The following is a 15,160-nucleotide window of genomic DNA, read 5'->3' on the forward strand; positions in this document are numbered from 1 at the left end:
TAACATCAAGTAATGTCATAAGAATTGGCTCCATGATAAAACCGATTTAAACATTTAGAGCATTTTCCCAACTTTACCATAAATAACTCAATAAACAACGGTTCCTTTGCAGAAGCTATATAGCCAAGTCCATGTATACCTGGTAACATCAGGAGAATTACTCTAAGATCATTTGTATTAATGAAAATTAGCATGCAAATTAGAACGTTTAATATTGCAAATATATAACTCACACCAAAGAGCATTGCAGGTCTTGTAAGACCTTTAAATAATTGATTTGTTTGTATGCTGCCAGTAGACATATCTTTAACCTTCTAATAAGAGCTTTAACACTAATACTACATCATTAATTAAAAATCTATTGAAATGAATAGCACTTTAGGTAAGATAATTAATTTAAATTCAATGATTATAAGCTGGCCGTTTCAAGAAGCAGAAAAAATACTACAAGAATTCCCTAATAAAAAAGAGATAATATTTGAGACTGGTTATGGTCCCTCGGGTTTACCACATATTGGTACTTTTGGGGAAGTTTTTCGTACCACAGTTATTGCAAACGCTCTAAAAAAAATAGCTCCTAGTATAAAAACCAAAATCATTGCAGTTTCCGACGATATGGATGGTTTGCGAAAAATACCAGATAATGTACCAAATCAGGAAATGCTAAGAGAGAATCTGAACAAGCCATTAACCATGATACCTGACCCATTTGGCACTCATGAGAGTTATGGTCATCACATGAATTCGTTGTTGTGTAAATTTCTTGATTTGTTTGGATTTGAATACGAATTTAGGAGTGCAACAGAGTGTTATAAATCTGGCGTTTACGATGAAAAACTTTTACTCCTGCTGAAAAATTATGATAAAGTGATGGACGTAATGCTTCCATCATTTCGGGAAGAAAGGCAGCAGACTTACAGTCCATTCTTGCCGATATGCCCAAAAACTTCCCAAGTTTTACAAGTTCCAGTAATTGAAACAAATACAGATAAAGGAACAATCACGTATGAAGACCCAAACGGGGAAAAAATAGAAGTTCCAGTGACAAAAGGAAAATGTAAACTGCAATGGAAACCTGATTGGGGGATGAGGTGGGCTGCATTCGGAGTTAATTACGAAGCTCATGGAAAGGATTTGACTCCATCTGCTGTGCTTTCAAGTCAAATATGTAAAATACTTGGAGAAAAGCCACCGCTTTTGTTTTGCTATGAGTTATTTCTTGATAAAGAAGGAAAGAAGATATCAAAATCAAAAGGAAATGGTATTTCAATTGAGGAGTGGCTAACTTATGCACCCACAGAGAGTTTAGCGTTATACATCTTTCAGAGTCCTAAAAAAGCTAAACGTTTATATTTTGATGTGATACCAAAATCAACTGATGAATATTTAGAGTTTGCTAAGCGTTACAATGAGAGTGAAGAAAAGGATGTAAATAGCCCTGTATGGCACATCCACCAGGGTAAAGTTCCAAACGTAGAAACTTCAGGCATAAATTTTTCGTTACTTTTAAACCTGGCAGCAGCTTGTAATGCTGAAAACAAAGAGATTCTTTGGGGCTTTATATCCACTTATGCACCAAATGTTACACCAGAAAGTAACAAAATGCTCGATAGGCTTTCGGATTTTGCAGTTAGGTATTATCACGACTTCATCAAACCAACAAAAGCATATAAAGCTTCAAACACAAAAGAGAGAGAAGCGCTACTAGATTTAAAGAATAACCTACATTCCCTGCCTATTACGACCACTGCTGAAGAGATTCAATCTCAGATTTTTTCCATCGGAAAAAAATACAATTACAATAACTTACGTGATTGGTTTCAGTTTTTATATGAAACACTACTTGGACAAAAAACCGGCCCTAGAATGGGATCTTTTATAAAGCTTTATGGGATAGATAATACAATCTCTCTTATAGACAGTGCCACTGAACGTACACTCTAGAGTTTACCTTCTTTCATTTTAGCTCTCTAGTTTTACTACTTGACAAACTTTCCCACTTTCCTTGTTATACCAATAAGAGTATTTATTCTTGTTTTTGATCCGTGCAGGCTCAATGACAAAATTCAGATATTTTTTAGCAAATTACATAGAATTATAGCAGCTTTTTTTATTTTTTCTACATTCAGCCAAATTGCGCTTGTTAGCACATTATCAATTTAAATTATTAAAACTCGCTATACGGGGATTCTTTTGTCTTTTTTTATTCAGTAAATTTCTTAATATTTATAACTAAAGTAATTTTAGAACGCTAATTCTGGATTAAGGAAGGAAGAAAGTATAGGAAATGGAAGGCTTTTTGGATTTCAAGGAATAGGAAATGAGAGTAGAAAAGATGTGAACCAAGAAATTAACGGGAGATCTATGGCGAGTATGTTCAATTTCAAGTCTATTTTTGAGGTAGCCAAAAATCGTCTCAATGATCGACCTTTTTCTCAGCAAAATCTTTTCATGTAGTGAAATTAATGCGTTTTTCATCCCCTTTTTCACCTTGGTAACAAGTTTCAAACCGCGGTTAAACAACTCTTGGAAAAGCTCTTTTTTAATATAGCCTTTATCACCAAACAAAAGACCGGTTAATTTCTTAGTTAGGTTTGCTACAGGCTCTCTATCGTCAACATTACCTCTTGTAAGCGTAAAAGCTTGAATTTCACCTTTCTCGTTAATTATCAAATGTAGTTTAAAGCCGAAAAACCAGCCATATGTACTCTTGCTTAATTTTGCAATTCCAGCAAAAACCTTATTTCTTGATATTCTTTTTGCATGGCAAACTGCAATAGGAGTTGTATCTATGTATGAGATTCCAGTAAGTTCTGATACCAATTCCCACTATGTAAAGAACAGATAGACAATAATGGGAAAGAAGTGATACTAGAGTAGATAAAATAGAGAGGTATAAATGGCATTAAGGTCAAAACTGTTAGACGAAAAAGTTGTAAATTTGGCGAAAGAAATGTTAAAAAAGGTCAGAAATAACGCATATGTTTCAAAAAAGTTACAAGCGGTGATAGCAGGAAAAGAAAGTAGTATAAGCGCTGTGGCAAGAATATGTAAAATTTCAAGGACTGCTTTGACTGAATGGATAAAGCATCTAAAATTTGGTAGAGTAGAAAAATTATTTTCCCCTTCTCAGCGGCGAAGAAAAAGCAAATTAAACAAAAATCAACGTGAGCAAATTGAAATATGGGTAGAAAGAAATCCAAATATTACTATTAAGGAAGTGCAAATAAAAATCTCAGAGGAATTTGGCCTAAACATTAGCAAATCAACAGTGCATCGTGAGATACAAAGGATGAAGTTTTCTTATATAACACCGAGGCCAATTCACCATAAACAAGATAAAAACAAGCAAGAAGAGTTTAAAAAATACTTCAATAAAATAATCAATTCCCACCCTGAAAAGGAGGTATTTTTTTGATGAATCACGATTTGGAACTCATTCAAAAATCGGACACGGATGGTTTAAAAAAGGGGTCAGAACGCAGGTTAAAATGAAAATTGGTAGACAAAATTTCTATATCTACAGTGCGGTAAATCCAAGAAGTGGTAAGAAAATTAGCCTACTTGCTCCATATGTAAACACTAATTGTATGAATATATTTCTGGAGCAGATGTCGAAAGATTTAGGCACGAAAAAAGCCTTTCTTGTAATGGATTGTGCAGGCTGGCATAGATCAAAAAGTTTGAAAATTCAGAAAAACATTACCATTATATACTTGCCTCCTTATTCACCAGAACTGAATCCTGTTGAGAGGTTGTGGCAATATATCAAACACAATACTTTACGCAACAGAGTCTACGATACCATAGGCTTACTTGAAGATGTTCTGTGTAATTTTATTGTCAGTATTTCCAGTGCTACTATTAAACGAGTTTGTAATGTTTCTTATTTGTTCGATTAGTAATGGAATTTGGTATTAGAAGCTCAAATGAGCCTGCACTTGTTCGCAAAGTTTTTCCACTCCTACCATTTCTTCGATTATTTCCTTCATCTTCATTTGATAAGTGATTTTCTATTTCACCTTCCAAGCTTGCCTCTAAACGCTAATTCTGGATTAAAAAGAGAATAGAAAAGTCAGGAGAGTAGGGTAAACTCAACAAATAGAAAAAAATAGATGAGGTTACCCATGGAAGATATAACAAAACTGTTTTGTCTGGTCGATGATTTTTGCAGAGATATAGAGAAAAATTTTGCAGATAAACTACTGCCAAACGGTAAAAAACCCACAAGAGTGCCAAAAATTACACATTCGGAAATTATCACAATAATCCTCCTGTATCAGCAATCTCCCTGTGAAAATTTTAAGGCTTTCTACCTGCATTACCTAACATTGCTCTACAAATCAGAGTTTTCGAAGTTGCCTTCATACACTAGGTTTGTTGCTCTAAAGTCCAGGGTTTTGTGGCATTTAGCCATGCTATTACAGTGCCTTTGCGGATGGTCAGAACTTACTGGAATCTCATACATAGATACAACTCCTATTGCAGTTTGCCATGCAAAAAGAATATCAAGAAATAAGGTTTTTGCTGGAATTGCAAAATTAAGCAAGAGTACATATCGCTGGTTTTTCGGCTTTAAACTACATTTGATAATTAACGAGAAAGGTGAAATTCAAGCTTTTACGCTTACAAGAGGTAATGTTGACGATAGAGAGCCTGTAGCAAACCTAACTAAGAAATTAACCGGTCTTTTGTTTGGTGATAAAGGCTATATTAAAAAAGAGCTTTTCCAAGAGTTGTTTAACCGCGGTTTGAAACTTGTTACCAAGGTGAAAAAGGGGATGAAAAACGCATTAATTTCACTACATGAAAAGATTTTGCTGAGAAAAAGGTCGATCATTGAGACGATTTTTGGCTACCTCAAAAATAGACTTGAAATTGAACATACTCGCCATAGATCTCCCGTTAATTTCTTGGTTCACATCTTTTCTACTCTCATTTCCTATTCCTTGAAATCCAAAAAGCCTTCCATTTCCTATACTTTCTTCCTTCCTTAATCCAGAATTAGCGTTATAGAGATAAAAATTTTCCCTACCTAATTTTACCTTAACCTGTGTCCTACTGCCTTTTTTAAACCACCCATGTCCAACTTTCGAATGTGTACCAAACCGTGATTCATCGAAGAAAAATAGCTCTTTTTCAGAATGCATGACAATAGTTTCATTGAGGTTTTTTTTAAAACTCCTCTTGCTTGTTTTTATCTTGTCCACTATGAACTGGTCTTGGTGTGATATATGAGAATTTCATTCTTTGCATATTACGATGTATTGCGGATTTGCTGATATTCAAACCAAATCTTTCTTGGATTCTTATTCTCATTTCTCTAATAGTAATATTGGGGTTTTCCTCTATCCACAACTCAATTCGTTCAAGTTGACTTTGGTTCAATATAGTTTTTCTACGGCGTTGAGGTGGAGCAAATAATTTTTCTTCTCTTCCAAATTTTATGTGCTTTATCCATGTAGTAATTGCCTTTCTCGAAATGCAACATATTTTTGCTACAGCTGTTATACTGTGCTTTTTTGCTGCAATTACAGCATTTAGTTTTTTTGCAACATACGCATTATTTCTTACTCTCTTCAGCATCTCTTTTGCTGATTTCACCACTTTTTCATCCAATAATTTTGATCTTAATGCCATCTAAACCTCGCTATTTTACTTACTTCAGTATGGCTTTTTTCCATTATTTTCTATTCGTTGCTTGTATAGCGGGAATTGGTATAAGAAACCAGTGTCAGCTACTTGAAAAGGAAGAAGGGACTTCTTCCTTCTACTTAACTACACTGTTGTGCCTAACTCTGAAAAAACTTCTGATTGTACAGCAACTCCATTTAGCTTCTGACCAGGACTTGACTTTGCTTTTGCAATAGCGTCCTTTAACTCATCACAAGGCTTATACACTTCATACGTAATACCACCAGCAACAAGTCCTGTGAGTACAGCAGCAGCCACAGCTATCCCAGCAATAGCACCTACTGATAATGACACACCAAAAAAATATGCATAAGTAACTACTATAGAAGCTATACAAGATGCAATAATAAATATATGAGCACCCAAGTCTACTGCTTTCCCAATTGCTTTTTTAGTAAATATTTCTGCCAGATTTTTGTTACCACAATCTTTTACTAAAGGATAAGCATTGGCTTCTAATAGAGCTCTTACTATCTTGTGATGACCTTTATCAACAGCTATATACAAAGGATTTTTTCCAGATCCATCTTGCAAATTAACATCTATACCTTGTGCTGCTAATAGAGCTTTTACTATATTTCCTTGATTATATAGACATGCTACATGTAATAATGTTAATTCTTTTTTGCCAAAATAATCATCAACACTAAATTTATAACTTATATCAAAATTTTTCTTCTCCCATTCTGCATAAGTAGATGGGTCTCTTTTTTCTATTCGCTCTTTTATTTTTTCAACTATGTTATCACCATTCAAATCATTTTCACGATTTACTACACTTAATATCTGTTTCAATAATGCTAAATACATATCAAACTCTCCTATAAAAATAATAATATACTTTAATTATTATATATTTAAGCAATAAAGTCAAGAATTTAACTATAGCCCTTCCCATAATAGTCCAAAAAGAGTAAGATATAGATTTATAGTAGTGAAGGTAAGGATGCCAGTAGCATATAGTTATGACTTAAGGAAAAGGGTAATGGAAGCGTTGGATGAAGGAGAGAGTGGAGAAACTGTTGCCAAGAGATTTAAGATCGGAAAAACAACTTTATATGAGTGGAAGAAAAGACGTGAGAAAACGTGAGATTTTCAGTCAAAAAAGCCTGGAAGCATGGGCTATAACCATAAAATTACCGACTGGAATGCATTTGCCGAATTTGCAAATGAGCAAGGTGGCAAAACTCAGTCAGAGATGGCTAGGCTTTGGGGCAATATTAGTAGACAAACAATTCATCGAGCACTTAAAATATAGGATTCACAAGAAAAAAAGACCTATGGATACAAAGAAAGAAATGAGGAAAAGCGATCTCAATTTGCAAAGGTTATAGCGACAAAAGAACTTAAAGAATTAGTGTATATAGATGAGTCTGGCATTGATAGCAGTGAAGACTACCCTTATGGATATTGTCAGAAAGGACAGCGGTTTTATGCCCTAAAATCTGGCAAGAAAACTCAGCGAATCAGCATGGTTGCAGCCTTAAGTGGAAGAAAAATAATTGCTCCGTTAACCTTTGAAGGCCACTGCAATATGGATATCTTTAATAAATGGTTTGAGCAGTTTCTGACACCGATTTTGAAACCTGGACAAACTGTTATCCTTGATAATGCTACTTTTCATAAGTCTAATAAGATTACTGAACTTGCTAAAGGAGTTGGTGCAGAAATTTTATATCTACCTCCTTATTCTCCAGATTTTAACAAAATTGAGCATAATTGGTTTGCTATAAAAAACAGAATTAGGAAAAACATTCCTCTATTCACATCTTTTCGTCATGCTGTCGATTCTTCCTTCTTATGATTTTTTTGGACTATTATGGGAAAGGCTATAACTATCATAAATAAGAAAAAGAGGCTTTTGTGCGAGCGTTATTAATCTTCAGTTTAATAGGATAAGATTCGTCAACATTTCTGTGAATATCTGCTATACAGAAGAGTTGCTACCAATAAAGCCTAAACTTACCAAATACATTTCTGTAGATTCAGATCTACTTGATTTTGGTTTGAAGTATCTTACTGTTTTAAACATTTTTTTTAGCTCATTGCAGAAATCTTTATCAGACTCTCCTTGAAAAATTTTTACTACGAACTTGCCATCATGATTCAAAAAATGCTTTGCAAAATTGAGCGCTGCTTCGCATAAAAGCATAATTCTGATATGATCTAACGATTTTAAACCGCAAGATTCTGGTGCCATATCAGATAAAATTACATCGAATTTGTGATCCTTGAATTTTTCTCTTAAAATTTCAAGTTCGCTGATAATATCACACTGTATACACTCTACTCCACTAATTGCGTTTATTGGTTTTATGTCAATAGCAATCACACTCGCTCCTTTCTTAGATGCAACTTGTGACCATCCACCAGGAAAAGCGCCAAGATCAATAATTTTTTGCCCTTGTTGGAGTAGTTTAAATTTATCGTCTATTTCTATTAACTTATATGCCGAGCGCGATCTATAACCGTCCTTATTGGTTTTTTGCACATACTGATCATTCAAATGGCGATGTAGCCATCTTGTTGAAGATAACTTTCTACCTCTAGCTGTTTTTACTCTGGTCTTTATACTAATAACCTACTTATTATTGATTATATCTTTGAGCTCTTTTTCAACTACTTCTTTTACCAATGCATGTAGATACTTATTCAGCCACTCTGAAAGCTGAGGTTTTAAAAGAGATACAACTAATTCTTCAACAGTAAGATCCGCTCTTTTTTGTTGTTTATGACGTAGTTCGCTTTGCATCTTTTCAAGCAATGCTTTAATTTCCTCCATATTTTCTTTTAAAACTAAATGCTCGTTACTTTGTTCTTGATAGCTCACTTTGTTATTACTCATTTGGATATTATCATACAAATTTTTTTCTTCTGAGTTGTAACTATGGCTATTAAATAGGTTATTCATTTTCTCACTTTGGCAATTATTCTCTTCTTCACTATTTTCTTTTTCTTCGATGTCTTCTGGGTACTCCTCTTCAAGGCATAATACGTCATCACCTTCATCTATTATTTCTGCTCTATCGCCACTTGGATTTTTACCCGATATAGCTTTTTTTATATCTTCTAGTATATCTTTTACAGATTGATTATCGCTCATACCATTAAATTTAAAGGTTTATACTATTTATCATAAAAAGCAAGGTGTAAACACTAATTACATAATTGCTTTTTGCCTGAATTAGATCGGAACGTGCTTTAAATAGTTCATCTTCAGTATCCAAAAGATCAATTGTGCTCTTTAAATTTAAGTTTACTTCTTGCGCAACTCCTTCCAATGCTAAAGCTGCTGCTTTTTCTGCTTCTTGACTTGCTTTCATAATAGCTTTTGCTGTCAGCACGTTATTCCAAGCATTTATAACTGCTTGTTCTATATTTTTTACTGCTTCGTAATAATCGTAAGTGGATTGTTTTGCATCCATTTTAGCTCTACTAACACCAAAAACATTAACTCCTCTTTTAAAGATCGGAATATCAAGAGTAAAGACAACATTCACATTTTCTAGTAACGTGTCTAATTTTATATTGTCCTTTCCAAAATTTTTGCTTGCGCTTAGATTCAAAGAAGGAAGCCACTTGGAACTTTCAGCAATCACTTCCATTCCAGCAGCTCTTTTTTTATAAATAGCTGCTTTTAGGGACAAGTTGTTGGTTTTTGCTAACTGTAAACATTCATTTAATTCTGGTATAGAAGGTAGTTTACCATTAGTCTCGTGAAGATTATCAGCATCTTCACCAATTAAATGATAGTAAGCAATATTAGCGAGCTTTAATTCACCTTCAGCATCAACTCTTTTGGATATAGAAGATGAAAATTTTGCTTTTGCGAATAAAACCTCAGCATTAGTAACTTCTCCAAGAGAAAAACGTTTTTTCATAGCTGACAAATGTTCTAAAGAAACACGTTCTTTATGTTCCCCCAGTTTTAATATTTCTGCCTTTTGTAAAACATTAACATATGCTTTCAGAGCGCTGAGTGCAACTTCTTGCTTAGATTGCTGAAATCTAATTTTTGCTGCTTTAAGAAGATGATTTGATCGGCTGAATGTAGCAAAAGTGCCACCACCATCTATTATTCTTTGACTTAATGTTAGACGTTTTCCAGAGTTTTGTAGACCGTTAATAATATTAAAATTACTATCGAAATTATATTGTAAATTGATGTCAGGTAAAAACCCAGCCAATCCAGAAGATTTTAGTTGTTTTTCAGCACTCTTATATTGGTAAAATTGAGACTTTATTTTTGAGCTGTTTTTGATAGCTTTGCTTACAGCTTCCTCCAAATCAATTGCATAGCAACCTATGGTACAAAAAGCAATTACAAATATAATAATCAATCGAAGCATTTTGCTTTCTAGCATGTTGTTTAAGTTATTAGCATAAATTACTTTAATAATCAATAACTAATGTTGTTGACACTATCAAGCAACTTAGTATATCATAATCTACTGTTATGTATTGATATATGAAGACTTTTTTCTTAAAAGAGAAACAAATTGATAAAAAATGGCTTGTTATAGATGCAGAAGGATTAGTAGTAGGAAGGCTTGCAGCATTTGTAGCAATGCTATTGCGTGGAAAACATAAACCCGAATATACACCTCATATGGACTGTGGTGATAATGTAATCATTGTTAATGCAGAAAAGGTACATTTTACCGGAAAGAAATTTAAGGATAAAATCTATTATAGGCATACAGGTTATTCTGGTGGTTTAAAGAAAACTACTCCAGATAATATTTTAAATGGCAAATTCCCTGAGCGTGTGATAAAAATGGCAGTAAAAAGAATGCTTGATGATGGTCCTATGGCACGTAGACGGTTTGAAAATTTGTATGTTTATTCTGGTTCAGAACATAAGCATCAAGGACAGCAACCTGAAAAAATAGATTTTGCCTCTTTAAATCGTAAAAATAAGAAATAATGGAGTAAAAAGTGAAAATAAATAATAATGATCAGCCAAAAAAGGCAATAATTGACTCACTTGGTCGTTCATATGCCACAGGTCGAAGGAAAGAATCTGTAGCAAGAGTATGGATAAAGCCAGGAAGTGGAAAATTTAGTGTTAATAAAAAAGATGATTTAATTTCTTATTTTAAAAGAGAATCAGTGTGTCAAATGATTAAAGCGCCATTCATAGTAACTTCTATGTTAGATAGGTATGATGTGTTTGCAACTGTAAAAGGTGGAGGACTATCTGGCCAAGCAGGTGCCTTAGCTCATGGAATAAGCAGAGCTTTAAGTAGTATAAGTCAAGATCTACACTCTATATTACGTAAAGGTGGATTCCTAACTAGAGATTCACGTGTTGTTGAGCGTAAGAAATATGGTCAACATAAAGCTCGAAAAAAATGTCAGTTTTCTAAGAGATAATTGTTTCATAATGGTATTTTTTTGTAAATGTTATACAAGTTCTTACAAGGGTTTATGACATTTTCTCTTTTTATGACGAATTTAGTTGACTATTAGCATTAGCATAATATGCTGTTTATGTAATTTTTCAATATTAAGGTAATTTATGAGTAAAGAAGATATAGTAAACCAACTGAGTAAAGAGTGCTCTAGTCAAGGTATAGATATAACAAAAGCTAGTTTAGGTAAGATTCATGATATTTTTATGGAAACAATCAAGAACGATCTAATTTGTCAGGGTGAAATACGTTTGCATGGAATCGGGACATTCTCTACTGCTATAAGTAAGGAAAGACAATGCCGCAATCCTCAAAATGGTGAGATTATGACTGTTCCTAAAAAGCAAAGGGTAAAGTTTAAAGCAAGTCAAGCTCTTTCAAGTGCTTTAAATAACAAAGAGAAAGCATCAGCTATTTAGATATAGTCATTTTCATCTTTTTAGTTACATTGTGTAAGCCATGAAATATAGCCTCGCTGATTAAAGAATGGCCTATATTAAGAGCTGAGATGTGAAGTATCTCTTTTATTCTTTTAGCATGTTTATAATTTATGCCATGTCCTGCGTGGAATTCTATTCCTAGCTTATTAATGTATTCTGCAGAGTTAGTAATAAGTTTTAATTTTTCTTCTGATGGATTATTACAGTAATCCCCCGTGTGAATTTCTATTATGTCAGGCTTTCTTTCTAGCTTCTCAAGATATTTTAGTTGATTAATATTTGGATCGATAAACAGTGAGACTTTTATGTCAAAGCTGTGCATTTCCTCTATTATACCAGAAAGTTTACTGTGCATATTCACGATATTCAGGCCACCTTCGGTTGTTAATTCTTCTCTTTTTTCTGGTACTATACAAATCGAGTAGGGTTTTACTTCTTTTGCTATTTTGAGCATTTCTTCCGTAGCTGCAATTTCAAGGTTCAACTCAGTGCTAATGTTTTGTTTTAGATTGAATACATCCTCATCTCTGATATGCCTTCTGTCTTCTCGCAAGTGTACGGTGATAAAATCCGCTCCAGCATCAATAGCTATTTTTGCTGCTTTTAATGGATCTGGATAAGAAGCTCCACGTGCGTTGCGAAGGGTTGCAACGTGATCAATATTAACGCCCAATTTCACAATTTACCTCAAAAATTATTTATAAATTATACATATTATTAGATCTTATGCATGTCATTGTTTAATGCCATAGCTGAAAGACGGAGCTAGCAGTTATACCAATTCTCATTGTTGGCAAGTCAAATAAGAAACATTCAAAATTGTTTGATTGTGGAAGTGGAAAGAGAAGTAATAAATTTGCATACACTTGCCCTTTTTTACAGTTAATCTAGTTTATAGAACTACTCGTGGTAATCCAAATAAGATTTTTTCTCATAATCAAGTTATAGTAAACTGAAACAATTTTTCGCATCTAAAAAATTTTAGATTTAGGATTGAAATTAATAAGTGGAGTGATTATATAATGCATGTATTAGTAAAAGGAGGTACAACATGAGTAATATAGTTCATTTAAATAAAAACAATAATCGTGATAATTTTAGTGTAAGAGGGTTACAAAGAGCCGTTGATGACATATTTGATAGCTTCTTTACAGGATGGAACCCAGAGCTTTCTAAAAGAGGCAGCAGCCTACTACCAGTTTGTGACCTTTATGAAACAAAGGAAAGCTATTGCCTATCATTAGAGTTACCAGGTATTCCTAAAGAAAGCATAGATATTAGTATATCTGGCGATAACTTAATAGTGAAGGGTGAAAAAACATGTGATAATGAATCAAAAGACAAGCAGTTTTACCATAAAGAAAGGTACTATGGTTCTTTCTATAGATCTATTCAACTTCCAACAAATGTAGAGCAAGATAAGGTATCTGCCAGCTTTTTAGATGGAGTATTGCATGTAACCATACCTAAATCAGAGAAACACATCAAGAAAATTGATGTAAAGTAATCAGTAAGTAGGTGTTATGAAAATAGCTGACGTTGGCTTCTTTATGACGATGTCATCCGAGTAGCTGACACATAGCTGTACGAATATTCATTTTTGAAGACAGCAAATGGTGTCATGCCAGTGCTTGACACTGGCATCCAGCAAAATTTATCGAAAACAAGACGACATTTTCAATCAAAAAACTGGATCTCAGTGTCTGGGCACTGGGATGACACTCATTTAGTTGTCTTTTCTCGTCTACCTTATTTTACCACTTTGCTGAACAGATATATAAAATATTAACTTAGCAATACAAAAAATTATCTATAGATTAGACACACCATTAGATCTTATGCATAGTCGTTTTTTAGTTCCATAGCTGAGACGGAGCCTGCTCCCCTTATCATGAAACTGAAGTCTATATGGTACCACAGTATAATGATATAATAAAATATAAAAAAAATACCAATAAAAAAAAGGCCGTATTAACTTTAACAATTTAAAATGATTTAATGTGAAAACCATAGGCGCCAATTGTTTTTTTAACTTAAAAATAAAAGTCAAGTATCAGGAATTCTAGACATAAACCCTCCTATATGAATAAAGAGCTAGCAAAAATAAACTTATATATTTTTTGCTGAAATTTGATTATTTGGTGAAAAACCTGCAGGTGAAGATAGATTTTGGATCCTAAAAAACCTTCATTTTCCACTATAACGAAGCCACCAGAGTCTGTCAAGTAATTTTTTATTTAAATTTGTTGCAATCTTTTTATACATTCATCTTTCCCAAGAATTACCATGATATCGATGATTCCAGGCGCATCCATTACTCCTGTTATAGGGGCGCGTAATGAGTGGTATACATCGCTCATTTTCATATTATATAACTTCGAAAATTCCTTGATTTTAGCAGATAAAAAATTCTTATTCCAATCTTCACTACCTACACTCGAAAGAAATGATACAAGTAACTTAATTATATCGAGGTTAGATTTGATAATTTGTTGAGCTTCTTCACTAAAATCAACTTGAATATAAAATTTTGCTAAATCCAATAATTCGGTCAGATAGTTTGCTCTTTTTTTCAGCTCTGTCAGTCCCTGAAGTAAATAGCCCTTTTTTTTGTCAGTTAGAGTATTTTCTCTAAGCATTAGAGTCAGAATATCTTCATTGCTCATGTTACTAATATAATGATTATTTAAATGCTCTAATTTTTTAAAATCAAGCCGTGCAGGTGAACGACCGATATTTTCCAAATTAAACCACCCTATTGCTTGCTCATCGCTAATAATCTCATCGTTGCCATGACTCCAGCCAAGTCTTAGCAAGTAATTACGCATTGCCTGTGGCAATATTCCCATCTTTTCATAATCGCAAACACTTGTAGCACCATGTCTTTTAGATAACTTATTCCCGCCTTCTCCATGAATTAGCGGTACATGTGCAAAGCGTGGGACATCAAAATCAAGAGCCTGATATATTAGTAATTGTTTGAAGGTATTAGTGAGATGATCAGAGCCACGTATAATATCGGTTATTCCGGCATCATGGTCATCAACCACTACAGCAAAAATATATGTTGGAGTATTGTCAGAGCGCAAGATTATTATGTCATCAAGCTGATCGCTACTTATTGTAACTTGGCCGTATATTTTATCGTCAACAACAATATCTTCTGAGTCTGGCACTTTGAAACGGACAACAGGGTTTGCGCTTGATGTCGAATGAGTACACTTATGCTTATATATTTTTCCTTCTTCTCTTGCTCTTTCCTTCTTTTCTGCAACTTCATCTTCAGGGCAGTAACAGTGATACGCCCTACCCTTTTCAACTAAAAGATTTGCAACTTCAATATGTCTAGCTATTCTTCTCGATTGATATATTATTTCTCCATCATAGTTTATTCCAAGCCATTTTAGCCCATCCATTATTGCATCAATTGCTTCTTGTGTTGAACGTTTTCTGTCAGTGTCTTCAATCCTTAGCAAAAACTCCCCACCATGACGCTGCGCATAGAGCCAATTAAATAACGCAGTACGAGCTCCTCCAATATGTAAAAATCCTGTTGGTGATGGAGCGAATCTAGTGACTATACCTGGCATATTTGTCTATTGTGATAACGTA

Annotated in this window: 14 protein-coding genes and 4 pseudogenes; 8 read left to right on the forward strand and 10 right to left on the reverse strand. The window is 33.8% G+C overall.

Going from position 1 to position 15,160, the window contains the following annotated elements; genetic code table 11:
• Positions 1-5: 5 nt before the first annotated feature.
• On the reverse strand, positions 6-302 hold the full coding sequence (locus O1Q06_RS04230) for a type IV secretion system protein VirB3 (RefSeq protein ID WP_410543086.1): 297 nt from the start codon (positions 300-302) through the stop codon (positions 6-8).
• Positions 303-366: 64 nt separating this feature from the next.
• On the opposite strand from O1Q06_RS04230, the gene O1Q06_RS04235 reads away from it, so the two are divergent.
• Positions 367-1,944, forward strand: coding sequence for a lysine--tRNA ligase (locus O1Q06_RS04235; protein ID WP_410543087.1), 1,578 nt, complete (start codon positions 367-369; stop codon positions 1,942-1,944).
• A gap of 318 nt (positions 1,945-2,262) precedes the next feature.
• Here O1Q06_RS04235 and O1Q06_RS04240 read toward each other — a convergent pair.
• A pseudogene (locus O1Q06_RS04240) lies at positions 2,263-2,817 on the reverse strand (IS982 family transposase); the annotation flags it as partial.
• 82 nt (positions 2,818-2,899) lie between these two features.
• Between O1Q06_RS04240 and O1Q06_RS04245 the strand changes: the two are divergent.
• Positions 2,900-3,902, forward strand: a protein-coding gene (locus O1Q06_RS04245) for an IS630-like element ISWpi10 family transposase (RefSeq protein WP_410542987.1) whose coding sequence is annotated in 2 segments (ribosomal slippage) — positions 2,900-3,409 and positions 3,411-3,902 — 1,002 coding nt in all. Because the reading frame shifts where the segments join, the coding sequence is not laid out codon by codon here.
• 10 nt (positions 3,903-3,912) lie between these two features.
• Here the strand turns inward: O1Q06_RS04245 and O1Q06_RS04250 are convergent.
• Positions 3,913-4,041 (reverse strand): annotated as a pseudogene (locus tag O1Q06_RS04250) (IS256 family transposase); the annotation flags it as partial.
• 86 nt (positions 4,042-4,127) lie between these two features.
• On the opposite strand from O1Q06_RS04250, the gene O1Q06_RS04255 reads away from it, so the two are divergent.
• Positions 4,128-4,997, forward strand: a complete 870-nt coding sequence (locus tag O1Q06_RS04255) for an IS982 family transposase (RefSeq protein ID WP_410543088.1) — start codon at positions 4,128-4,130, stop codon at positions 4,995-4,997.
• Between the two features lie 9 nt (positions 4,998-5,006).
• Here O1Q06_RS04255 and O1Q06_RS04260 read toward each other — a convergent pair.
• Positions 5,007-5,640 (reverse strand): annotated as a pseudogene (locus tag O1Q06_RS04260) (IS630 family transposase); the annotation flags it as partial.
• 138 nt (positions 5,641-5,778) lie between these two features.
• On the reverse strand, positions 5,779-6,504 hold the full coding sequence (locus O1Q06_RS04265; protein WP_410543089.1) for an ankyrin repeat domain-containing protein: 726 nt from the start codon (positions 6,502-6,504) through the stop codon (positions 5,779-5,781).
• A 136-nt stretch (positions 6,505-6,640) separates the two neighbouring features.
• On the opposite strand from O1Q06_RS04265, the pseudogene O1Q06_RS04270 reads away from it, so the two are divergent.
• Positions 6,641-7,498, forward strand: a pseudogene (locus O1Q06_RS04270) (IS630 family transposase).
• 123 nt (positions 7,499-7,621) lie between these two features.
• On the opposite strand, the gene O1Q06_RS04275 reads toward O1Q06_RS04270, so the two are convergent.
• The 3 genes from O1Q06_RS04275 to O1Q06_RS04285 form a co-directional block, all read right to left on the reverse strand.
• The gene (locus O1Q06_RS04275) at positions 7,622-8,200 is read right to left on the reverse strand and encodes an RlmE family RNA methyltransferase (RefSeq protein ID WP_410543090.1); all 579 of its coding nucleotides are present in this window, start codon (positions 8,198-8,200) and stop codon (positions 7,622-7,624) included.
• 75 nt (positions 8,201-8,275) lie between these two features.
• Positions 8,276-8,797, reverse strand: coding sequence for a PopZ family protein (locus O1Q06_RS04280; protein ID WP_410543091.1), 522 nt, complete (start codon positions 8,795-8,797; stop codon positions 8,276-8,278).
• Positions 8,798-8,807: 10 nt separating this feature from the next.
• A complete protein-coding gene (locus O1Q06_RS04285; protein WP_410543092.1) occupies positions 8,808-10,058 on the reverse strand; it encodes a TolC family protein in 1,251 nt (416 codons plus the stop codon).
• Positions 10,059-10,162: 104 nt separating this feature from the next.
• On the opposite strand from O1Q06_RS04285, the gene rplM reads away from it, so the two are divergent.
• The 3 genes from rplM to O1Q06_RS04300 all read left to right on the forward strand — a co-directional run bounded on the left by rplM (position 10,163) and on the right by O1Q06_RS04300 (position 11,527).
• Positions 10,163-10,621, forward strand: coding sequence for a 50S ribosomal protein L13 (rplM, locus tag O1Q06_RS04290; RefSeq protein ID WP_410543093.1), 459 nt, complete (start codon positions 10,163-10,165; stop codon positions 10,619-10,621).
• Positions 10,622-10,632: 11 nt separating this feature from the next.
• Positions 10,633-11,070, forward strand: a complete 438-nt coding sequence (rpsI, locus tag O1Q06_RS04295; RefSeq protein WP_341813526.1) for a 30S ribosomal protein S9 — start codon at positions 10,633-10,635, stop codon at positions 11,068-11,070.
• A 145-nt stretch (positions 11,071-11,215) separates the two neighbouring features.
• The gene (locus O1Q06_RS04300) at positions 11,216-11,527 is read left to right on the forward strand and encodes an HU family DNA-binding protein (protein WP_410543094.1); all 312 of its coding nucleotides are present in this window, start codon (positions 11,216-11,218) and stop codon (positions 11,525-11,527) included.
• On the opposite strand, the gene O1Q06_RS04305 is transcribed toward O1Q06_RS04300, so the two are convergent.
• A complete protein-coding gene (locus O1Q06_RS04305; protein ID WP_410543095.1) occupies positions 11,520-12,227 on the reverse strand; it encodes a pyridoxine 5'-phosphate synthase in 708 nt (235 codons plus the stop codon). The two genes, O1Q06_RS04300 and O1Q06_RS04305, sit on opposite strands and share 8 nt — an antisense overlap.
• A gap of 372 nt (positions 12,228-12,599) precedes the next feature.
• On the opposite strand from O1Q06_RS04305, the gene O1Q06_RS04310 reads away from it, so the two are divergent.
• Positions 12,600-13,055 carry an Hsp20/alpha crystallin family protein gene (locus O1Q06_RS04310; protein ID WP_410543096.1) on the forward strand — a complete coding sequence of 152 codons (456 nt, stop codon included), beginning with the start codon at positions 12,600-12,602 and terminating at the stop codon, positions 13,053-13,055.
• Positions 13,056-13,785: 730 nt separating this feature from the next.
• Here the strand turns inward: O1Q06_RS04310 and gltX are convergent.
• Complete coding sequence (gene gltX, locus O1Q06_RS04315; protein ID WP_410543097.1) at positions 13,786-15,138, reverse strand: glutamate--tRNA ligase; 1,353 nt, start codon at positions 15,136-15,138, stop codon at positions 13,786-13,788.
• Between the last annotated feature and the right edge of the window lie 22 nt (positions 15,139-15,160).

Source organism: Wolbachia endosymbiont of Tetranychus urticae (assembly GCF_046529255.1).
Taxonomy (GTDB): Bacteria; Pseudomonadota; Alphaproteobacteria; order Rickettsiales; family Anaplasmataceae; genus Wolbachia.